The organism is Pseudomonas frederiksbergensis (assembly GCF_001952935.1).
In the GTDB taxonomy this organism is placed as follows: Bacteria; Pseudomonadota; Gammaproteobacteria; order Pseudomonadales; family Pseudomonadaceae; genus Aquipseudomonas; species Aquipseudomonas frederiksbergensis.
This window is the reverse complement of record NZ_CP018319.1, coordinates 4,042,261-4,063,457: the sequence shown is the minus strand read 5'-3', so window position 1 is coordinate 4,063,457 and position 21,197 is coordinate 4,042,261. Positions and strand designations below refer to the sequence as shown.

At 59.2% G+C, this 21,197-nt stretch carries 20 protein-coding genes; 13 read left to right on the top strand and 7 right to left on the bottom strand.

Annotated features, from left to right (window positions below; genetic code table 11):
• The first annotated feature begins 530 nt into the window (after positions 1–530).
• Genes PFAS1_RS18980 through PFAS1_RS18970 form a run of 3 tightly spaced genes read left to right on the top strand, consistent with a single transcriptional unit; the run spans position 531 to position 5,453 of the window.
• Complete coding sequence (locus PFAS1_RS18980; RefSeq protein WP_074874419.1) at positions 531–1,889, top strand: TolC family outer membrane protein; 1,359 nt, start codon at positions 531–533, stop codon at positions 1,887–1,889.
• Positions 1,890–1,907: 18 nt separating this feature from the next.
• Complete coding sequence (locus PFAS1_RS18975) at positions 1,908–4,067, top strand: type I secretion system permease/ATPase (RefSeq protein WP_076030124.1); 2,160 nt, start codon at positions 1,908–1,910, stop codon at positions 4,065–4,067.
• Positions 4,068–4,076: 9 nt separating this feature from the next.
• Positions 4,077–5,453, top strand: coding sequence for an HlyD family type I secretion periplasmic adaptor subunit (locus tag PFAS1_RS18970; protein ID WP_074874415.1), 1,377 nt, complete (start codon positions 4,077–4,079; stop codon positions 5,451–5,453).
• Between the two features lie 154 nt (positions 5,454–5,607).
• Here the strand turns inward: PFAS1_RS18970 and PFAS1_RS18965 are convergent, their stop codons facing one another.
• A complete protein-coding gene (locus PFAS1_RS18965) occupies positions 5,608–6,204 on the bottom strand; it encodes a tRNA-uridine aminocarboxypropyltransferase (protein ID WP_076030123.1) in 597 nt (198 codons plus the stop codon).
• Between the two features lie 14 nt (positions 6,205–6,218).
• Positions 6,219–7,115 carry a LysR family transcriptional regulator gene (locus PFAS1_RS18960; RefSeq protein WP_008153227.1) on the bottom strand — a complete coding sequence of 299 codons (897 nt, stop codon included), beginning with the start codon at positions 7,113–7,115 and terminating at the stop codon, positions 6,219–6,221.
• A gap of 312 nt (positions 7,116–7,427) precedes the next feature.
• On the opposite strand from PFAS1_RS18960, the gene speB reads away from it, so the two are divergent.
• From speB to PFAS1_RS18935, 5 genes are all read left to right on the top strand, one after another.
• On the top strand, positions 7,428–8,378 hold the full coding sequence (gene speB, locus PFAS1_RS18955) for an agmatinase (RefSeq protein WP_076030122.1): 951 nt from the start codon (positions 7,428–7,430) through the stop codon (positions 8,376–8,378).
• 9 nt (positions 8,379–8,387) lie between these two features.
• Positions 8,388–8,795, top strand: a complete 408-nt coding sequence (locus PFAS1_RS18950) for a YybH family protein (RefSeq protein ID WP_076030121.1) — start codon at positions 8,388–8,390, stop codon at positions 8,793–8,795.
• 54 nt (positions 8,796–8,849) lie between these two features.
• Positions 8,850–10,361: a purine-cytosine permease family protein gene (locus PFAS1_RS18945; protein WP_076030120.1), complete on the top strand. Its 1,512-nt coding sequence runs from the start codon at positions 8,850–8,852 to the stop codon at positions 10,359–10,361.
• Between the two features lie 168 nt (positions 10,362–10,529).
• The gene (locus PFAS1_RS18940) at positions 10,530–11,909 is read left to right on the top strand and encodes a sodium:solute symporter family protein (protein ID WP_076030119.1); all 1,380 of its coding nucleotides are present in this window, start codon (positions 10,530–10,532) and stop codon (positions 11,907–11,909) included.
• An 85-nt stretch (positions 11,910–11,994) separates the two neighbouring features.
• A complete protein-coding gene (locus tag PFAS1_RS18935) occupies positions 11,995–12,720 on the top strand; it encodes an MBL fold metallo-hydrolase (RefSeq protein ID WP_076030118.1) in 726 nt (241 codons plus the stop codon).
• Positions 12,721–12,918: 198 nt separating this feature from the next.
• Here PFAS1_RS18935 and PFAS1_RS30165 read toward each other — a convergent pair whose 3' ends face one another.
• Both PFAS1_RS30165 and ptrR read right to left on the bottom strand, forming a co-directional pair.
• Positions 12,919–13,047: a PA1414 family protein gene (locus PFAS1_RS30165; protein ID WP_007914492.1), complete on the bottom strand. Its 129-nt coding sequence runs from the start codon at positions 13,045–13,047 to the stop codon at positions 12,919–12,921.
• Between the two features lie 139 nt (positions 13,048–13,186).
• Positions 13,187–14,080 (bottom strand): putrescine utilization regulator PtrR, encoded by an 894-nt coding sequence (gene ptrR, locus PFAS1_RS18930; protein WP_076030117.1) that lies wholly within the window; start codon positions 14,078–14,080, stop codon positions 13,187–13,189.
• A gap of 103 nt (positions 14,081–14,183) precedes the next feature.
• Between ptrR and PFAS1_RS18925 the strand changes: the two genes are divergently transcribed.
• Positions 14,184–15,365: an MFS transporter gene (locus PFAS1_RS18925; protein WP_076030116.1), complete on the top strand. Its 1,182-nt coding sequence runs from the start codon at positions 14,184–14,186 to the stop codon at positions 15,363–15,365.
• Here PFAS1_RS18925 and PFAS1_RS18920 read toward each other — a convergent pair.
• Together PFAS1_RS18920 and PFAS1_RS18915 are read right to left on the bottom strand one after the other, a co-directional pair.
• Positions 15,310–16,242, bottom strand: coding sequence for a DMT family transporter (locus tag PFAS1_RS18920; protein ID WP_076030115.1), 933 nt, complete (start codon positions 16,240–16,242; stop codon positions 15,310–15,312). The two genes, PFAS1_RS18925 and PFAS1_RS18920, sit on opposite strands and share 56 nt — an antisense overlap.
• Before the next feature lie 208 nt (positions 16,243–16,450).
• Positions 16,451–17,287, bottom strand: coding sequence for a CvfB family protein (locus PFAS1_RS18915; RefSeq protein WP_008153208.1), 837 nt, complete (start codon positions 17,285–17,287; stop codon positions 16,451–16,453).
• Positions 17,288–17,638: 351 nt separating this feature from the next.
• Here PFAS1_RS18915 and PFAS1_RS18910 point away from each other — a divergent pair, with 351 nt between their 5' ends.
• The 3 genes from PFAS1_RS18910 (at position 17,639) to PFAS1_RS18900 (ending at position 19,713) form a co-directional block, all read left to right on the top strand.
• Positions 17,639–17,827: a hypothetical protein gene (locus PFAS1_RS18910; RefSeq protein ID WP_017337097.1), complete on the top strand. Its 189-nt coding sequence runs from the start codon at positions 17,639–17,641 to the stop codon at positions 17,825–17,827.
• Between the two features lie 219 nt (positions 17,828–18,046).
• On the top strand, positions 18,047–18,763 hold the full coding sequence (locus PFAS1_RS18905; RefSeq protein WP_076030114.1) for a TorF family putative porin: 717 nt from the start codon (positions 18,047–18,049) through the stop codon (positions 18,761–18,763).
• A gap of 80 nt (positions 18,764–18,843) precedes the next feature.
• A complete protein-coding gene (locus tag PFAS1_RS18900) occupies positions 18,844–19,713 on the top strand; it encodes a DUF6279 family lipoprotein (RefSeq protein ID WP_076030113.1) in 870 nt (289 codons plus the stop codon).
• 124 nt (positions 19,714–19,837) lie between these two features.
• Here PFAS1_RS18900 and PFAS1_RS18895 read toward each other — a convergent pair whose 3' ends face one another.
• On the bottom strand, positions 19,838–20,230 hold the full coding sequence (locus PFAS1_RS18895) for a transcriptional regulator (protein ID WP_076030112.1): 393 nt from the start codon (positions 20,228–20,230) through the stop codon (positions 19,838–19,840).
• A gap of 177 nt (positions 20,231–20,407) precedes the next feature.
• Here PFAS1_RS18895 and PFAS1_RS18890 point away from each other — a divergent pair, with 177 nt between their 5' ends.
• On the top strand, positions 20,408–21,142 hold the full coding sequence (locus tag PFAS1_RS18890) for a DUF899 domain-containing protein (RefSeq protein WP_076030111.1): 735 nt from the start codon (positions 20,408–20,410) through the stop codon (positions 21,140–21,142).
• The last annotated feature ends 55 nt before the right edge of the window (positions 21,143–21,197 follow it).

Below are 21,197 nucleotides of genomic sequence, written 5' to 3'. Positions count from 1 at the left end.
GCTACAACGGGTTGCCTGGCGAAATCACCTGCGGGCGCGGTTACGTCGAGTAAGCCGCTGCCCTGGCGCCGTTCTCGCCAAGCGTGCCGCTCGCGGGCGACGTGTCTGCTGCGGGATAAAAACCCTCTGCAATCAATGGCATCGGGATCCTCTTGCACAACAAGTCGCCTTTTGAGCGATGCGTAACAGTTTTGATTCATCAAGGTGACAAAAAACCGTCACCTAAAAACTGTCCGCTTCCCTCCCCTCCAGCACTTCCCCGCCCTTTATCGATTGTTGGTCTGGAACTTTCCTCAAGCCCCGATGAGCGCCCTAACGCTCGTAAATCAAGGGCTTTCGCAGTGAACAATGTGCTGGATTTTTCGGAGCGCATAAGTTTTTTTTGGCATAAGCCTTATGAGAAATTCTTCTATGGTTTTCCCCAAAATGTTCTTAGCTCTGTTGTTACAAGCATGAAACGGTTTTCACTATAAATGTCGTCAAATATTTGGCGACTAATAAGCATCATTAGGAATCAGGGAGAGGCACCCATGCGCGTATTAACCCCCCTCTGCAGCGCAATTCTGCTGGCCATGGCCTGCGCTTCTCAAGCTCAGGCCATGTCATTGACGGAGGCGATCCAGAGCACCATCGCGACCCACCCGGAGCTGGCCTCGCGCGTAGACAGCCGCCTTTCGGCCGATGAACAAGTGAAAGTCGCCAAGGGAGGATTTTATCCATCGGTTGATCTGAATGCCGCGTACGGGCGCGGGTACAGCGATAACACCAGCACCCGGGCACTCGGTAATCACCACACCGAAATCCTCACCTACACCCAATCGGAATTGCGTCTGCGGCAGATGCTCTTCGATGGCTTCAATACCGCCAACGAAGTCCAGCGCACCAAAGGCGTGGTCAATTCCCGGGCCTATTACGCTCAGGGCACCGCTCAGGATCTGGCCCTGCGTACCATCGAGGTCTACCTCGAAGTGCTCAAGCGCCGCGAGCTGGTGACCTTGGCCAAGAACAATCTGCAAGCTCACATGCGGGTCAACGATCAGATCGGCCTGCGCACCGAGCGTGGTATCGGCAGCACCGCCGACTCCGACCAGTCCGTCGCTCGCCGGGCACTGGCACAAAACAACCTCGATACCGCTGAAGTCGATCTGGCGGATGCCGAATCGAACTTCTACGCCGTCGTGGGGCGCCTGCCCGATGAGCTAGAAACCCCGCCCTCGACCCGCGGCGAACTGCCCGCCACCTTGCAGGAAGCCCAGCAAAGCATGGTGGAAAACAACCCGTACCTGAAATCCGCCCAGGCCGATGTGCAGTCAGCCGAGAGCCAGTACGAAGTCGCCAAGTCGCCGTTCTACCCTCGGTTCGACGCCGAAGCCGCCGTGGGTGCCAACAACAACGTGCAGGGCGATGAAGGCCATGACAACGAATGGCGAGTCGGCATCGTGATGAACTACAACCTGTTCCGCGGTGGCAGCGACAAGGCTCGCCTGGCTTCCGATGCGCACCAGATCAACCAGGCGATGGACATCCGCAACAATGCCCTGCGCCAACTCAACGAGAACATTCACCTGGCCTGGAACGCCATGGTCAACGCCAAGAAACAAACCCCGACTGCCCGCGAATATGCCGATACCAGCCAACGCGTGCGCGTGGCGTATCAGGACCAGTTCGGCCTAGGCCAACGCACCCTGCTCGACCTGCTGGACAGTGAAAACGAGCTCTACAACGCCAACCGCCGCTATACCGAAGTGCGCTACACCGAGGAGTTCTCGATGTACCGCGTGCTGGCGAACATGGGTCAGTTGCTGAGTAAACAACGGGTGGTATTGCCCGCCGATGCGATCGCCTCCACGGAAGTAAAAAACGAAGCCCGTCTGCCTGAACTGAAGTAGGTCTATGGAGAGATCAATGTGACCAGCATGGAACCCGGCAACAGGGGTGTCGATCCGCGTCTGAGCTTCGATGACCCGCTTCTGGATGGTCTGTTGATCCTCTGCAAACTCCACGGCGCGACAGTCAGTCGCGCCAGCCTGAGTGCCGGGCTGCCCCTGCACAAACAACGCTTGAGCCTGGACCTGCTGCCTCGCGCAGCGGCCCGGGCCGGTTTGCAGGCGCGATTGCTGCGTCGTGAACTGGCGGACATTAGCGCCCTCAACCTGCCGATAATGCTGATCCTCAACAACGGCCGAACGGCCATTCTGCGACGCTTCGGCGATGACGGGCAGCTGTTGATATTGCCGAGCGAAGCCGATGGCGGTGAACAATGGGTCAGCAGGGATGAACTGGCCGAGAATTACAGCGGCCAGGCCTTGTTCGCCCGGCCACGGCATGAACTGGAAGACTTGCGCTCGCCCTTGGTGCCACGGGTTGAGGCGTGGTTTCGCGACACCTTGAAGTTGTCGAAGTGGCTGTACAGCGACGCGATTCTGGCGAGTTTCCTGATCAACCTGCTGGGGCTGATGGTGCCGCTGTTCGTGATGCAGACCTACGACCGGGTGGTGCCGAACCAGGCCACGTCGACGTTGTGGGTGCTGTCGATCGGCTTGCTGATCGGCACCGGTTTCGAACTGGTATTGCGGGTGGTGCGCGCGCACCTGCTGGACACCGCCGGGAAGAAAACCGACGTGATCCTTTCCGCCACGTTGTTCGAACGCATCACCGGCATGGCGATGAAAGCCCGGCCGGCGACCATTGGTGGTTTCGCCCAAAGCATTCATGACTTCCAGGGTCTGCGGGAATTCCTCACCGCCGTGACCCTCACCAGCCTGATCGACCTGCCCTTTGCCGTGCTGATGCTGGTAGTGATCGGCCTGCTCGGTGGCTGGCTGGTGGTGATTCCGTTACTGGCGTTTCCGCTCACGATCATCTTCGCGATGGTGATCCAGGTCCGCCTGCGCGACACCGTTCAGAAAAGCCTGGCCCTGGGCGCCGAACGCCAGGCGCTGCTGATCGAAACCCTCGGCGGCCTGGAAACCCTCAAGGCCTGCAGTGCCGAAAGCGAACGCCAGCACAAATGGGAAAGCACCCACGGCGCCCTCACCCGCCTCGACAGCCATGCGCGCAACCTCTCGGCGCTGGCCACCAACGGCACGCTGTTCATCCAGCAATTCTGCGGCATGGCGACCATCGTCGCCGGGGTCTACAGCATCATCGCCGGCAACCTCAGCGTCGGCGCGCTGGTCGCGACGTACATGCTCGGCAGCCGGGTACTCGCGCCGCTGGGGCAGATTGCCGGTTTGATCACGCGCTATCAGCAAGCGCAACTGACCATGAAAAGCACCGATGCGCTGATGTCCTTGCCACAGGAGCGCGACGCCAGGCAACGGCCGCTGGAACGCACGCAACTGCAAGGCGCGATAGACGTCAGCAATGTGACGTTCCACTACAACGGCCAGAACGCGCCGGCCCTGGCCAACATCAGCTTCAGCGTGAAACCCGGTGAACGGATCGGCATCATCGGCCGCAGCGGCTCGGGCAAAAGTACCTTGGCGCGGCTGGTGATGGGGTTCTACGCCCCCGAAGAAGGCCAACTGCTGCTCGATGGCCTGGACCTGCGGCAACTGGATGTCGCCGACCTGCGCCAGCAAATCGGTTACGTCGCCCATGACCTGCCGCTGTTGGCCGGCAGCTTGCGCGACAACCTGACCCTCGGCGCACGCTACATCAGCGATGCACGGATGCTCGAAGTCGCCGAACTGACCGGGGTCACCGAGCTGGCCCGTCAGCATCCGCAAGGTTTCGACCGGCCAGTGGGTGAACGCGGACAACTGCTGTCCGGCGGGCAACGCCAGGCAGTGTTGCTGGCCCGCGCCTTGTTGCTGGATCCGCCGATCATGTTGCTCGACGAACCCACCAGCGCCATGGACAACAGCAGCGAAGACGTTCTGCGGCAAAAACTCCACCGCTGGGTCCAGGGCAAAACCCTGCTGCTGGTGACCCACCGCACCTCGATGCTCAGCCTGGTGGATCGGCTGGTGGTGCTGGACAACGGGCGGATCGTCGCCGACGGCCCGAAAGAAGTGGTCATCGATGCACTGCGCAAGGGCCGTGTCGGCTCTGCGACGGTTTAGGAGCTGGCCATGGCGCGTTCATCGTCCGACACCTCGTCCAATTCGAAACCGCGCGGCTACTTCGGCAGTTTCAGCAAAAGCGCCGAAAGCGAATTCATGCCGGAAACTGCGGGCGCCTCATTGCAGGATTCACCACGCTGGTCGCGGATCACCGTGTGGCTGGCCGCTGCGCTGATTATCACGGCGGTGGTCTGGGCCAGGTTCGCGGTGCTGCAGGAAGTGACCATGGGCGAAGGCAAGGCGATTCCGTCGAGCAAGGTTCAAGTGATCCAGAACCTGGAGGGCGGCATCGTCACTGAAATCTTCGTTCGTGAAGGGCAAATGGTGAACAAGGGCGACACCCTGCTGCGCCTCGATGACACTCGATTCCTGTCGAACAAGGGCGAAAGCGAGGCCGACCGTTATGCGCTGACCGCTCAAGTCGAAAGGCTGTCGGCCGAAGCGGAAGGCCGGCCGTTCAAGCTGTCCCCCGAAGTGATCGCCAAGGCACCGCAAGTGGCCGAGGACGAACGCTCGCTGTACGAACAACGGCAACGTCGACTGGCCAGCGAACAGCGCACCCTGAGTGAGCAACTTCGGCAAAAAGCCCAGGAACTTGCCGAGTTCCGCTCGAAACAGGGCCAATACAGTTCAAGCCTGGCGCTGCTGCAGCAAGAGATGAACATGTCCGCGCCGCTGGTGGGCAGCGGGGCGGTTTCGCCGGTGGAAATCTTGCGACTCAAACGTAGCGCGGTGGAGATTCGCGGTTCATTGAACGCCACGACCCTGGCGATTCCCCGTGCGGAATCGGCGATCAATGAGATCAAAAGCAAGATTGACGAGTCCGAACAATCCTTCCGCTCCGACGCGGCGAAAGAGCTGAATGAAAAACGCACCGACCTGTCGAAAATCACCGCATCGAGCATTGCTATCGATGACCGCGTAACCCGCACCACGGTGGTGTCGCCGGTGCATGGGATTATCAAAGTGCTGAAGGTCAACACCATCGGCGGCGTGGTCCAGCCGGGCAGCGACATGGTGGAAATCGTGCCCATTGAAGACAACTTGCTGATCGAAGCCAAGGTCCGGCCGCAGGACGTGGCGTTTCTGCACCCGGGCCAAAAAGCCATGGTCAAGTTCAGTGCTTATGACTACACGATTTATGGAGGATTGACCGCGAAACTGGAGTTGATTGGCGCGGACACGATTACCGATGACAAGGGCAACAGCTTCTACCTGATTCAGGTGAGGACGGATAAGAATCACTTGGGCGGGGATGTGAAACCGTTGCTGATCATTCCCGGGATGGTGGCGACGGTGGACATCATCACCGGGGAGAAGAGCGTGCTGGATTATCTGCTGAAACCGGTGCTTAAAGCCCGGACCGAGGCGATGCGCGAACGTTAGTCTCTGGCCGGGATTTTCTGTGATTGTTCTACCGTCTTCGCGAGCAAGTCGAATCGTCGCACCGCCGCTCCCACATTCGACCGAGTTCCTCCAGGAGAAATGCGATCAAATGTGGGAGCGGGCTTGCTCGCGATGAGGCCCTCAATCACAACGACTATTTCGGCCCATGATTGCGTCGAAAGGTCTCCTCCCCCATCGCCGCAATCTGCCCCTCGATCAACGCTTCGAACGGTTTTAACAACGGTTCGAACGAGGTCGGTGCTTCAAGGGTCTGCAGCGCCTGAACAATCGCCTCCACCGTCGACAACGCCCCCGGCCCTGGTGCCTTGCGCAATCGATATCTCGACACCGCCCCCTGCGCCAACGTCACCCTCGGCAGCGCCGCCAGCAGCGGGTTGAGGTGCAGCATCTTGCGCGCCTTGCGCCAGGTGCCGTCGGGGACGACCAGCAATAACGGCAGATCATTTGCCGCGTAGGCCTGCAATGGCTGCGCATCATCGGCAGGAAACAGCAGCCGCGCCTGATAACCCGGTTGATTCAACAGCGCTGGCAAAGCCTCGAACACCTCGCCAACGATCAACTCGGCATTCTTCAACCCCAACGCCGCCAACCGCGCCGTGTTCAGCGCATGGTTCACTTCGCTTGGGTGCTGCAACAGAAGTACTCGGGTGCGGCTGTCGAGGCTCGGAATCAGTGGGCACAAACAGTGAGTGTGCGGACGCAGGCAGCGCGGACATTGGATTCTGGACATGACTTGTGTTTCCGTTAAGCGGCCTGATTCAGTTGTGCTTTGAGCAAATCGCGAAAGGTCTGGATCAACGGCTCGCGGCTGCGACCACGACGCACGATCATCGAAAACGGCGCCTGATAGCCGAAGGTCGCCGGCAGCAGCACCCGCAAATCGCCCTTGTCGGCCCAGGCCTGCGCGTAATGCTCCGGCAAGTAACCGATGTAGGCGCCCGACAGCACCAGGATCAGCTGCGCCTCCATGCTTTCCACCGTCGCCGCGCTGTGCTTGAAGCCGTGACGTGCCAGTTCTGCCTGGCTCCAGTAGCCGCGGCCAACCATGCGTTGCTGCGTAATGACTTGCTCGGGGATGCGCCGTTCGGTGAACAGCGGATGGCGGCTGCTGCAATACAACCAGTGTTGTTCGCGATACAGCGGCATATAGACCAAACCGCTCATGCGCGTGGAGAACGCGCCGATGGCCAGGTCGAGGCGGTTGTCCTGCACGCCGAGTTGCAGTTCGTAAGGGCTCATGACCGACAAATGCAAATGCACGGCCGGGTGTTCCTGGCTGTAGGCGCCAATGGCTTCGGCAAACGGCAAGGCCTTGTCGCTGACGGTGGAGTCGATGACGCCGAGGTTCAAGGTGCCGCGCAGTTCGCCTTTGAGGGCGGCGGCGTATTGCTCGAAGCCTTCGAGTTCGCCGAGCAGGCGCAGGGTTTCCTGATGGAACAGTTCGCCTTTGCTGGTCAGGCTGAAACCACCGCGGCCGCGATGGCAGAGGACCAGGCCGAGGGCTGCTTCGAGCTGGCTCATGTAAGTGCTGATGGCCGAGGTCGAGAGGTTGAGCTCTTGCTGGGCGTTGGCGAACCCCTGATGGCGAACCACGCTGACGAAGATGCGCAACAGTTTCAGGTCGGGTAATGCGTTGGCCATGAGGATCTCCAGCAATATTTGATCGTTCCCACGCTCTGCGTGGGAATGCAGCCCGTGACGCTCTGCGTCACTTACACGAAATAGCGGGACGCGGAGCGTCCGTGGATGCATTCCCACGCGGAGCGTGGGAACGATCATGCGCAGAAGTCTATCGTCGCCATCCTCATTAGTTTAGAAAAATCTGAACTAAGTATTTGCCCGTAGCGATTCTTCCCGGCCACTACATTTCGCAGAATCGCCCCACAGCGGTGCCTGCGTCTCCCCGACCTGCGCAACCGACATAAATAAAACAACGACGATGAGGCCTTACCCGTGGACAAGATTCTTCACCAACCACTGGGCGGCAATGAAATGCCGCGCTTCGGCGGCATCGCCACCATGATGCGACTTCCCCATGTGCCAACCGCTGCCGGTCTGGATGCTGCCTTCGTTGGCGTCCCGCTGGACATCGGCACTTCCCTGCGCCCAGGCACCCGTTTCGGGCCTCGCGAAATCCGCGCCGAATCGGTGATGATTCGCCCGTACAACATGGCCACCGGCGCTGCACCGTTCGACTCGCTGTCGGTTGCCGACATCGGTGACGTAGCGATCAACACGTTCAACCTGCTGGACGCGGTACGGATCATCGAAGAGTCCTACCACAAGATCCTCGAACACAATGTGATCCCCCTGACCCTCGGCGGCGACCACACCATCACCCTGCCCATCCTGCGTGCGATTCATAAGAAACACGGCAAGGTCGGCCTGGTGCACATCGACGCTCACGCCGATGTGAACGATCACATGTTCGGCGAGAAAATCGCCCACGGCACCACCTTCCGTCGTGCTGTCGAAGAAGGTCTTCTGGATTGCGACCGCGTGGTGCAGATTGGCCTGCGCGCTCAGGGCTACACCGCAGACGACTTCAACTGGAGCCGCAACCAGGGCTTCCGTGTGGTTCAGGCCGAAGAGTGCTGGCACAAATCCCTGGCCCCGCTGATGGCCGAAGTTCGCGAGAAAGTCGGCGGCGGTCCGGTGTACCTGAGTTTCGACATCGATGGCATCGATCCCGCCTGGGCGCCAGGTACCGGCACCCCGGAAATCGGTGGTCTGACGACCATTCAGGCAATTGAAATCGTTCGCGGCTGCCAAGGCCTCGACCTGGTCGGCTGCGATCTGGTAGAAGTCTCGCCCGCTTACGACACCACCGGCAACACCTCGCTGCTGGCCGCCAACCTGCTGTACGAAATGCTCTGCGTACTGCCTGGCGTGGTCCACCGCTGAGGATCGGTCATGAACGAACGTGATCAGGTACTCCAGGCCGCTGCCAATCTGGTAGCCGCCTTTGCCCGTAACGATCGCGAAGCTTACTTCGGCGCCTTCAGCACCGACGCCAGCTTCGTGTTCTACACCCTCGAGCAGCCCCTGCTGTCGCGCGATGCCTATCAGGCGTTGTGGGACACCTGGCGCTCGGAGGATGGCTTCGAAGTGCTTTCGTGTACTTCAAGCAACGCCTTCGTCAGCCTGCAGGGTGACGTGGCGATTTTCATCCATGACGTGGCCACCGAGCTGCGCATGCAAGGGGAGCAACACTTCAGCCAGGAGCGCGAGACCATTGTGTTTCGCCGACAACAACAAGGCCTATGGCTGGCCTGCCACGAACATTTGTCCGCGATGCCGGAAGGGCTGCCACCCCCTTAGCCAAACAGGTGACGCTCACACACGATGAGCGCGCCTTTATGATCGGAGCTGATCATGAATAACAACAACAAAGACCAAAGCCTTACGCAAATCGAAACCCACGGGGTCGAACAGATCCCGGACAGTGAGCGCACCGCAGGCCCGACGGATTTGTTCCGGATGATCTTCGGTGGTTCCAATACTTTTGCCACCGCCGTGCTCGGCAGTTTCCCGGTCCTGTTCGGCCTGTCTTTCCAGGCGGGCGTCTGGGCGATTGTGCTAGGCGTGTTGCTGGGTTCGCTGATCCTCGCGCCAATGGGCCTGTTCGGCCCGATCAATGGCACCAACAATGCCGTGTCTTCCGGTGCACACTTCGGCGTGCACGGGCGGATCATCGGTTCGTTTCTGTCGTTGTTGACCGCCATCGCCTTCTTCTCGCTCTCGGTGTGGAGTTCGGGCGACGCGTTGATCGGTGGCGCCAAACGGCTGATCGGCCTGCCGGAAACCGACCTGACCCTGGGCCTGGCCTACGGTCTGTTCGCAATCCTGGTGCTGACGGTGTGCATCTACGGTTTCCGCTTCCTGCTGTGGGTCAACAAGATCGCCGTGTGGAGCGCCAGCCTGTTGTTTCTGCTGGGCATCTTCGCCTTCGCAGGGCCGTTCGATGTGAATTACGCCGGCTCCGTCAGCATGGGCCAACCGGGTTTCTGGGCCGCCTTCATCGGCGCGGCGCTGGTGGCGATGAGCAACCCGATTTCCTTCGGTGCGTTCCTCGGTGACTGGTCGCGCTACATCCCGCGTGACACCTCCAAGCGCCGGATCATGGCCGCCGTGGTGATCTCGCAGATCGCGACCTTCATCCCGTTTCTGTTCGGCCTCGCCACCGCCACCATCGTAGCGATCAAGGCGCCGGACTACATCGCCGCCAACAACTACGTCGGCGGTCTGCTGGCGGTTTCACCGAGCTGGTTCTTCCTGCCGGTGTGCCTGATCGCGGTGATCGGCGGCATGTCCACCGGCACCACCTCGCTGTATGGCACCGGGCTGGACATGTCCAGCGTGTTCCCTCGTGTGCTGTCACGAGTCAAGGCCACGCTGCTGATCGGTGTGATGTCGATTGCTTTCATCTTCATCGGGCGCTTTGCGGCGAACCTGGTGCAGAGCGTGTCGACCTTCGCCGTGCTGATCATCACCTGCACCACCCCATGGATGGTGATCATGATCATCGGTCTGCTGGTGCGTCGCGGCTTCTACTGCCCGGATGACCTGCAAGTGTTCACCCGCGGCGAGAAAGGTGGTCGCTACTGGTTCACGCACGGCTGGAACTGGCGTGGTCTGGGTGCCTGGATCCCGAGTGCCGCGGTGGGCTTGTGCTTTGTGAACCTGCCTGGACAGTTCGTGGGTCCGCTCGGCGAACTGGCCGGCGGCATCGACATCAGCCTGCCGGTCACACTTGGCCTGGCGTCCGTGGTGTACCTGACGCTGCTGAGCCTGTTCCCGGAATCGGCCGCGGTGTTTGGCCCAAACGATCCACGCAGCAAGGGTGCAAGCACCATGGCAAAACCTGAACTACGTCAGCCCGCCTGACACCGACACCCCTGTGGGAGCGAGACCGGCTTGCCGGCGATGACTGCGGCACATCCGACATTGATGTGACTGATAAATCGCTATCGCGAGCAGGCTCGCTCCCACAGGGGCCGGTCCACAGAACCACCTTTGTTTCACCATAAAAAAGACAATCGGAGACACGCCATCATGGCTTTGGATTTATTCGTCGTACTCATCTACGCCGCCGCGATGCTGGTACTCGGCTACTACGGCATGCGCAAGGCCAAGACCCACGAAGACTATTTGGTCGCCGGTCGCAACCTCGGCCCTGGTCTCTACATGGGCACCATGGCCGCTACCGTTCTGGGCGGTGCATCCACCGTCGGCACCGTGCGTCTGGGCTACGTTCATGGCATCTCCGGTTTCTGGCTGTGCGCCGCCCTGGGTTGCGGGATCGTCGCGCTGAACCTGTTCCTCGCCAAACCGCTGCTGAAGCTGAAGGTTTTCACCGTTACCCAGGTGCTGGAAAAGCGTTACAACCCGATGGCTCGTACCGCGAGCGCAACCATCATGCTGGCCTATGCGCTGATGATCGGTGTGACCTCGATCCTGGCGATCGGCACCGTGCTGCAAGTGCTTTTCGGTCTGCCGTTCTGGCTCTCGGTGCTGCTCGGCGGCGGTGTGGTGGTGATTTACTCGACCATCGGTGGCATGTGGTCCCTGACCCTGACCGACATCGTCCAGTTCGGGATCCAGACCGTGGGTCTGATGTTCCTGTTGCTGCCGATCTGCCTGTACCGTGTCGGTGGCTGGGATCAACTGGTTGCCCAATTGCCGGCCGCCAGCTTCAACTTCACCAGCATCGGCTGGGACACCATCATTACGTACTTCCTGATCTACTTCTTCGGCATCCTGATCGGTCAAGACATCTGGCAACGGGTGTTCACCGCACGAAGCGAAAAAGTCGCCAGGTACGCCGGTACATCGGCCGGGATTTACTGCATTGTCTATGGCCTGGTGTGTGCGCTGATCGGCATGGCTGCTCATGTGCTCATTCCGGATCTGGACAACGTCAACAATGCCTTTGCCGCCATCGTCAAAGTGTCCTTGCCGGACGGCATCCGGGGGCTGGTCATCGCTGCGGCACTGGCGGCCATGATGTCCACCGCCAGCGCCGGCCTGCTCGCCGCATCCACGACCCTGACCGAAGATCTGCTGCCGAAACTGCGCGGCGGCAAACAATCGAACGTAAGCGTCAATCGCCTGTTTACCCTGCTGACCGGCATCGCCGTATTGGGTATCGCTCTGGTGGTCAATGATGTGATCAGCGCACTGACCCTGGCCTACAACCTGTTGGTGGGCGGCATGCTGATCCCGTTGATGGGTGCCATTTACTGGAAACGCGCCACGACGTCCGGTGCGATCACCAGCATGGCGCTGGGCTTCGCCACCGCACTGGTGTTCATGTTCAAGGACGGTATGGACGCCAACACCCCGATCTACTACAGCCTCGGCGTAGGCCTGGTGAGTTTCGTGGTGGTCAGCTTGCTGTCCCGTCGCCCGGCAGGGGTGGCCAGCGCCGCCTAAGCTTTCCATAACGACTTGATGCTTTCTTCGACGGGTGTGGCGTCGGTTGCCACACCCGTTTTTTTTCGTCTGGAGAAAACCTTTGATGAAGATTGTTTCTCGCGATCAGTGGTTTGAGGTGAAACAGCTCAGTGACGACATTCGATTGATTCACGAGCCTTACATCCGCCCCTTCTATCGCTGCAACCTCTGGCACATTCAGGGCCGCGACAAGGACCTGCTGCTCGACAGCGGCTCCGGGCTGGTCAGCCTGCGCGAGCAACTGCCATGGATCACCGAACGGCCGCTGGTCGCCGTGGCCAGTCATTGCCATTTCGACCACATCGCCGGGCATCACGAATTCCCCGAACGACTGGTGCATCCGGCTGAAGCGCAGATCCTCGCGTCACCGAACGGTGAAAACACCTTGAGCGCGGCGTTTGTCGGCGATGAAATGTTCGAGGCGCACCCGGATTGCCCGTTGTGCTACGCCGAGTATCGGGTCAAAGCTGCACCGGCCACAGGTTTGATCGAAGAAGGTGACGTGCTGGATCTGGGCAACCGCGTGTTGCAAGTACTGCACACACCAGGGCATTCACCGGGTGGGATCAGCCTTTACGAAGCGGCGACCGAGACCCTGTTTAGCGGCGACATCATCTACGACGGGCCGCTGATCGAAGACGCCTACCATTCCGACCTCGACGACTACGCCCGCAGCTTGCAACGTTTGCGCGAGTTGTCGATCCGCACGGTGCACGGCGGGCACTTCGGGAGCTTTTCCGGGGAGTATTTGCGCACGATGATTGACGAGTGGCAGCGCTTGCACGCCTGATGCGGGGTGTGTCGCCGGTTGCTAATCAGTATTAACCAGTGGACACGCCGTCCTGTGGCGAGGGGATTTATCCCCGTCCGGCTGAGAAGCAGTCGCAAATCGACTGACGCTGGAAACTAGATTCAACCCGGTTGATGGTCTGGGGGCTGTTTCGCAGCCCGACGGGGATAAATTCCCTCGCCACAACCAGGCCGATAGTTACCGGCGGCGCTGCTGGCGTCGGCGTTGTTCGTCGTCGGTGCGAATAGGCACAGGTTGCAGAGGTGGTTCGATCAAACCGAGTGCAACACCCAGATCGTGCAGCCAGTTTTGGATTTTCTCTTTCATGGTGCCCCCTTCAGGGTAGTGCCGAGTGACCAAAATTCTGTAGCCACTTCGCACTGATAATAGTCCGAAGTCCTACGCAATGCTCGCCCAAAGTCGCAATGATCTGTTACTGAATTGATCAAAATACCTGACCGATAGTTCAAGCCATCTCCCGAGCCTGACTCGGCGCAGACGGATAGACCAATTGTTGCTGTTCAAGCCAGGCATTCAAGTTCGCCCCCACCATGCCTTTGCGCCACATCAGCCACGTGGTGGCACTGGCAAATGGCTCGACCAACGGATGCACCGCCACGCTTTCGCGGCCCGGCAGGCTGGCGAGCATCGACACCGACATCAGCGCCACGCCTGAGCCTGCGATCACGCAGGCAAGCATCCCCGGATAAGACTCGATTTCCATCGCCCGGCCCATGGCCGCGTGGTAATGGGAGAACCAGGCTTCCAGGCGCATGCGGTAGGAACATCCCTGCCGAAAAGTGAACACTGACCGCCCTTCCACATCCAGCGCGCTGAGGATCGGTGGGTGATCGGCCTCACTGATCAGCACCAGCCGTTCGTCGCACAACGGCACGCCGTCGAGCCCGGCCAGCTCCAGCGGACCGTCCACCAGCGCCGCATCGAGACGCCCGGTGAGCAAACCTTCAAGCAATTCGCCACTTGGCCCGGACTGCACTTGCAGGTTCACCGCCGGGTAAGTGCGGTGATAACGCGCCAACAACCCTGGCAGATGAATCGCCGCCGTGCTGTACATGGTGCCGAGCACGAAGTCCCCGGCAGGCTGCCCACCCTGCACCGCCGCTTGAGCTTCGTCGCGCAGATTGAACAGCTTGGCGGTGTAGTCCAGCAAGACTTTTCCCGCAGGAGACAACTGCAAACGCTGACGTTCACGCACGAACAGTTCTACGCCGAGTTGTTCTTCGAGCTGTTTAAGCCGGGTCGACAGATTTGATGGCACCCGGTGCAGGCGTTCGGCAGCGCGGGTGATGGAACCTTCCTCCGCTACTGCCTGGAAAATCCGCAATTGGCTGAATTCCAAACCTTTCTCCAAACCAGAACAAGTTACTCACTATTATTCATTTTAAAAGAAAGTCAATCAGTCCTAGCCTGACGGTCATTAATCCTCAGCTGAAATTCAGACCATGCCTCCTCTGATTCGCTTGCTCGCCAGTTTCATCGCCCTGATGATGGCCATGGGCATCGGGCGTTTCGCCCTCACGCCGCAGTTGCCGCACCTGCTCAGCGAAGGTCAGATCGACCTGACCGCCGCCGGTCTGATTGCCGCGGCCAACTACCTCGGCTATTTCATTGGTGCAGTGGACGCGATGTTCTCTCGCCGTCCCGAGCAAGTGCGTCGACGGTTGCTGGGCGGTTTATGGCTCTGTGTATTGCTGACGTTGGCTTCGTTCTGGGCCAACGGCTTTTGGTCCCATCTGGTGCTGCGGTTCGGCACCGGGGTGGCCAGTGCCTGGGTGCTGGTGATGATCACTGCGTTGAGCCAGCCACTGGCCGCGGCGGCCGGACGCCCACGGCTTGGCGCCCTGGTATTTGCCGGACCGGGTTTGGGGATTTTTCTGACGGGTTTGCTGGCCTTGGGATCGAACCTTCTGGGGCAGACGTCTGCAGCCTTGTGGCTGGTATATGCCGGCGTAGGGCTGGCAATGCTGCTGGGGATTCTGCCGTTCCTGCCGCGACCGGCCACAACCGTGACCGCCGCTCCCAGCGTCGCTGGCTCGGGCAATCATGGCATCGGCCGTTTAGGCGTGGTCTATGGGCTTTACGGTTTGGGCTACATCATTCCGGCCACTTTCCTCTCGCAAATGGCCAACGCGCAGTTCCATGGCCAATGGCTGGCCGATTTGTTCTGGCCTTGCTTTGGTCTTGCTTCGGCCATCGGGGTGGTGCTGGTAAGTCTGCGTCGACAACGCCCACATGGCACTCGTTATTGGCTGATGGCGACATTGTGGCTGCAAGCCGCCGGGGTCTTCGCCTGCTTGTTGGGCAGCGGCCCAGGCCTGGCGTTGGGCGTGATCCTTTGCGGCACGCCGTTCCTGGCCTGCATGCAGCTGGTGATGCAACGTTCCCGGGAACTGGCGCCCCACGCCACCCAGCGCAACGCCGGGTTGCTGACGGCATGCTTTGCCGTGGGCCAACTCGCCGGGCCGTTGCTGGCCGCATTGAGCAGCCACTTCAGCGGTGGACTGCAGCCCGCGCTGGTGTTCGCCGGTAGCGGATTGATTGTCGCTGGCGGTCTGTTACTGCGCCCGGTCAGCTCTGCCCAAGGGCTTTGCGCAAGCGACGGCGCACCCACTGCTCAGCACTGACAAAGGTGATGCCCAATAACACCAGCACCGCGCCGACAACAAAGTTGACGCTCAGCTCTTCGCCCAGCAGCACCACGCCGAACGTGACGCCGAACAGCGGCGTCATGAACGAAAACACCGCCAGATTCGCCGCCAGATAACGGCGCAACAACCAGAACCAAGTCAGGTAACTGAAGAACGACACCACCAATCCCTGAAACAACACACTGGCCACCGCCACGGTGGTCAGGCTGACGTGAGTGACCTGGCCGCTGAGGATCGCGATCAGCAACAGGCCAACGAAACCGACAATCAATTGATAGAACAGTGTCAGGGTCACCGGCGCTTCCGACAGGCGAGAGGCGCGCACCACCACCGTGGTTGCTCCCCATGACGCGCCAGCCAGCACGCCTAGCGCATCGCCCATCAACATGCGGTGATCGAGGTTGTCCCACGAGACCCCACCGGCAAAGGCGATGGCGATCCCGACGAAGGCGAGAAAAATCCCCAGCCACTGGACCGGCCTTAAACGCTCACTCGGTAACAGCCAATGAACGCCCAATGCGGTGAAGATCGGCGCGGTGTAAAGGAACACCGACATATGCGCGGCCGTGGTCAGTTGCAGGCCTTCGGAAATGAAGAAGAACTCCAGGCCAAAAAGCGCGCCAGCCAGTAGTCCACCGCGCCAGGTGTTGCCCACTTGATCCCAACCGCCCTTCCAGCAGATCAACAATCCTACGAGCAACGCGGAAATACCCGAGCGCCCGGCGGCCTGCATGACCGGTGCGATGTCTGGCGCCGCCCACTTGATCATCACCTGCTGAACACCCCAGATCAGGCACAACCCAATCATCACTTGCAGGGCGAACCCATCGGCGCTGCGCCGGGTGGCGCTCACAGGACTTTCTCGACAAAACAGGACATGGCAGTCACTCGACAGTCAAAACAAAGCCCCGGCTTGCTCGCGAAACAAGCGGCGCCGGGGCGAAAAATCAGGCTGTCGATTATTAACCAGATGGACAGAAAAAAGAGTCTGCCAGAGACCTTTAAATCTCTCCCGGCGTCATTGTGCGTTGAGCGTGGCTCAATGCACGCCGAGGGCTCAGTCAGCTCAGCTCAATGCGATCGGCGTGAATGACGATCTGGCCGTTCTTGTACAACGCACCAATGGCCTTTTTGAAGTTGCCCTTGCTCACGCCAAACATACTGCTGATCACCGTCGGGTCGCTCTTGTCACTGACCGGCAGGCTGCCATTGTTGTCACGCAACTTGGCGAGAATCTTCGAGTTCAGGCTGGTGGCGGCTTCTTCGCCTACCGGTTGCAGGCTCAGGCTGATCTTGCCGTCGGCACGGACTTCTTTGATAAAGCCCTTCTCTTCTTTACCGGCGCGCATGAACTTGAAGATTTCGTTCTTGTGGATCAGGCCCCAGTGCTTGTTGTTGATGATCGCCTTGAAACCCATATCGGTGGCTTCGGCAACCAGCAAATCAACTTCCTGGCCAGGGGTGTAGTTGGCCGGAGTCTTGTCGAGGTAGCGGTCCAGACGCGCCGTCGCGGTGATGCGGCGGGTGTGCTTGTCGAGGTAGACGTGTACCACGACATACTCGCCGGCGGTCATCTGACGTTTTTCTTCGGAGTACGGCAGCAACAGATCCTTCGGCAAACCCCAATCCAGGAAAACACCGATGCTGTTGACTTCAACGACTTTTAAACTGGCGAATTCACCGACTTGAACTTTCGGCTTTTCGGTAGTTGCGATGAGTTTGTCATCGCTGTCCAGATAAACAAAAACGTTGAGCCAGTCTTCATCTTCGCTGGGAATATCTTTGGGAATATAACGATTAGGCAGGAGGATTTCGCCATCCGCGCCACCGTCCAGATATAAACCGAAGTTAGTGTGTTTAACCACTTGCAAACTGTTGTAGCGCCCGACTAAAGCCATTTCCAATACCCTCATTGCGTGGGCGGCATTCTACCCGGTTTTGCGGGCCGCGTTCGCTAGCCAGCCCGGTGGCGCGAGAAAATCCTCTGAAGGGCTCAATTTTCCTGGGTTTTACCGCAAGCGCCAGGCCGCTCGTCAGGCCATCCTGGAGATTTTCGCCCCTGTCCGCCAGGCCGAGAACTGTAATTTTTGACGATCGTTCTTAGTTAAAACAGCAGCTTATAGGCCTATTCAGAACAATAACTTGTGATTAATTCTTCATCTGCCCCGTACATTTCGGGAGGATATTTACCAAGCAATTGTCAAGTATTTCCTGTACGATGCCTGGCCAAGTTAATTTTCTATAGGTTAATGGCCGCCATGCGTGTAAAAGCATCCAACAGCAAAGCAAAGCCAGCTCCAGCCGTTGAAACCAGCGAATCGATCAACAACCAGATTGCTGCGTTCCTCAAGTCCGGCGGAGAGATCCAGCAAATTGCCAAAGGCGTCAGCGGCCAGACGTTTGGCCCGTCCAAGCAGATCACCCTGGGCAAGAAGTAACTTCCCCAAGATCCGCCGCGTCACCTGGTCCCTAAGCGCTTTGAGCTTCGAAGCGCTTGGACTGGAACCCTCCTCGCAACACCCCCGCAAACAAACCAATATTTCAAAAATCGACGAACGGCCTTCGATGCCGAGCATTCGCCGGTATGCTTGCACACGTCTAGATCACGCGTTTCAGTAGGTTTTTAGTGCCTGCACCTCGCTGTCATGGAGTGACGCATGCTCAAACCCTCCTATTTATTGCTCGGCACCCTGTTGTCGTGTTCGGTCGCCAATGCGCAAATCTTTCAGCGTGAGCTGGGCGACTTCGATCTCAAACTTGGCACCACCCCCAGCCGAAGCATGGCCCAGGGGCTGGTCAAACCTTCCAGCACCGGCTCGTTCCACGGAGGGCTCGACCTGAGTCATGACAGCGGTTTTTACGTGGGCCAATGGGCACCCAGCATGGGTTTAACGCCAGGGGCCAACCTTGAAGTCGACTCCTACATGGGGTTTAAACAGCCTTTCGATAATAGCCTCGGGTACGAAGTCGGCCTGATCCGTTACAGCTATCCGAAAGTGGACACCCTCGACAGCCAAGAGCTTTTCGGTGGCCTGACCTTTCTGGGCAGCCGTTTCGGCGCAGCCTTCAGCAACGACCCGGACAAACAGAACAGCACCGTATTCGCCGACCTCGGTGGCAATCAGCCATTTGGCATCGGGATCAGCATGAAATACACCACCCACCAGCTCAACACGCCGGTGTCCGTCGACGGTGGGTATGTAGGCAGTTTCACCGACTGGTCAGTGCAACTTTCCCGCCCGTTCATGGGCGTCGATCTGGACCTGATCTACAGTGACTCCAACTTGAGCGGCAGCAGTTGCTCCGCCTATTCCGGGCACAACAGCCAATGCGACGGGTTGGTCACCCTCAAGGCCGAACGCGCCTTTTACTGATCAGCTGAACTGCGAGGCTTATCCTGCGTTCACATAGAAAAGCCCATTAAAAAAGCCAGGACTTCGCAAAGGATTCGCCCATGTCGCGCTGGTTGAAGTGTCTCGCCGTCGTTATCACCCTCAGTCTCGCCCTCGGTGCGTGCAGCCGCGTGGGCCTGGCCTATCGCAACCTCGACGTGATCATTCCGTGGACGCTCAGCGACTACCTGGACATGAACGGGGAGCAAAAAGACTGGTTTAATGAGCGCCTCAAAGAGCACCTGAGCTGGCACTGCACCACGCAATTGCCGGGCTACCTCGACTGGCTGGATCGCTTGCAAGTGATGGTAGAAACCAACCAGGTCACCGAAGCCGCACTGCAAACCCGCACCCAGGAAGCCAAAGCCGCCATCGCCCAGACCGCCCGGGAAATCACCCCGTCGGCCATTGAGCTGTTGCAGGGGCTGAATGACCAGCAAGTCGCGGAAATGAACGAGGCCTTCGCCAAGGACCAGCGTAAACGCCAGGAGCAATACCTCAAGCCGTCTCTCGACCAACAGATCAAGGCCCGCAGCCAGCGCATGGAAAAACGCCTGAACGACTGGCTCGGCCCGCTCAGCGCAACCCAGCAGCGGCGTGTTGTCGCGTGGTCAAACGCCTTGGGTGACCAGAATACGCAATGGATCGCCAACCGCGGCCATTGGCAGAAGCAGTTCAGTGCGGCGGTTGCGCAGCGCCAGAGTCCAGAATTCCCACAGCGAATCGAGACGCTTCTGGTCAATCGCGAGAGTTTGTGGACGCCCGCTTATCGCCAGGCCTTCGCCAGCACCGAAGCCCAGGCCCGGGCATTATTTGTGGACTTGATGGCCGACAGCACACCGGAACAGCGCCAGCGGCTGCTGAAGAAAATAGAAGGTGTGCGCAAGGACTTCAACGATTTGAAGTGCCTGAAAGCAGCACAACAGAGCTAAGCGCAACGCAAATCCCCTGTGGGAGTGAGCCTGCTCGCGATTGCGGTGTATCAGTAAACAATGATGTTACTGATGTACCGCAATCGCGAGCAGGCTCACACCCACAGGAGTTCTGGGGTAATCGTCAGGCAATCTGCGCCCTCGACGCGATCTGATCAAACCTCACCTCATCCAGTGCATCTTCCTGCTCATCCAACACCTGCCGCGGATGGTCATTCCCCGGAATACTGCTGTCGATCAGGCTCAACAAACTCGAGCCCCGAGGCGTCAAAATGTAGTTCTCGCCATTGCCACCCTGATCTTCTGGCCGTGGCTCGATATAACCTCGCAGCAGCAGTAATTTTTCGTACTCGCCCGCTACCGTTTTCAGGTGATCCAGGTTCTCAAACGGCTCACCTTTCGACGCTTTCTCCGCCGCATACTGCTCAGCGTAAGGCCGAGGGGTGAAAGTGTGGCCAGCGCCGTTCTGCACCTCATGCAGCAAGCGTTCAATCAAATCCCAGTTATAAGTCGTCATCCTGATTCAACCTCCGGTGCCCGCAAGTGAGATGGCCTTCATAGGTTGTGACCGGCGCGGTTCGTAGCCGTTCAGCCGAGGTTTTGAACAGCACCGACCGGCGGTATGTCGAATTGGGCGTAGGCCAAACGACTAGGCTGTGTAAGTCCCCTCCCAGCATCCCGCAGGAGAATCCCAATGAACATTCAGAATCATCCCGTCGTCTCCCGAGAAGAATGGCTCGTCGCCCGCAAGCAACACCTGGCCCACGAAAAAGCCTTCACCAAAGAGCGAGACAAACTCAGCGCCAAACGCCGCGCCCTGCCTTGGGTGAAAATCGACAAGGACTACCATTTCCAGGGCCCGAACGGCGAACTGAAACTGGCGGACCTGTTCGGCGGTCGTAGCCAGTTGATCATCTACCACTTCATGTTTGGCAAAGGCTGGGAAGAAGGCTGCTCCGGCTGCTCATTCCTGTCCGATCACATTGACGGCGCCAACCAACACCTGGCCCATCATGACGTCGCCGTGGTGGCGGTTTCCCACGCACCGTTCGCCGAATTCCAAGCCTTCAAACGACGCATGGGCTGGAAATTCGATTGGGTGTCGTCAGAAGGCTGCGATTTCAACTACGACTTTGGCGTCTCCGCCCGAGCCGAAGACGTCACCGCCGGCAAAGCCACCTACAACTACGAAAACTCCGACGGCGCCGAAGAAGAACTTCCCGGCCTTAGCGTGTTTTATCGCAATGAAGCGGGGGAGATTTTCCACACTTATTCCACTTATGCCCGCGGTCTGGACCTACTGGTCGGCGCCTACAACTACCTCGACCTCACGCCCAAGGGCCGCAACGAAGAGGAAATCATGGAATGGGTGCGGCTTCATGATCAGTATGATGACAAGGCTTCGGCCAGTTGCTGCCATGGAGGGTAGACCTTAAGGGGTCGAGGCACAGCTATCGGGGGCTTGGTCCCGGCTGGATACAGTC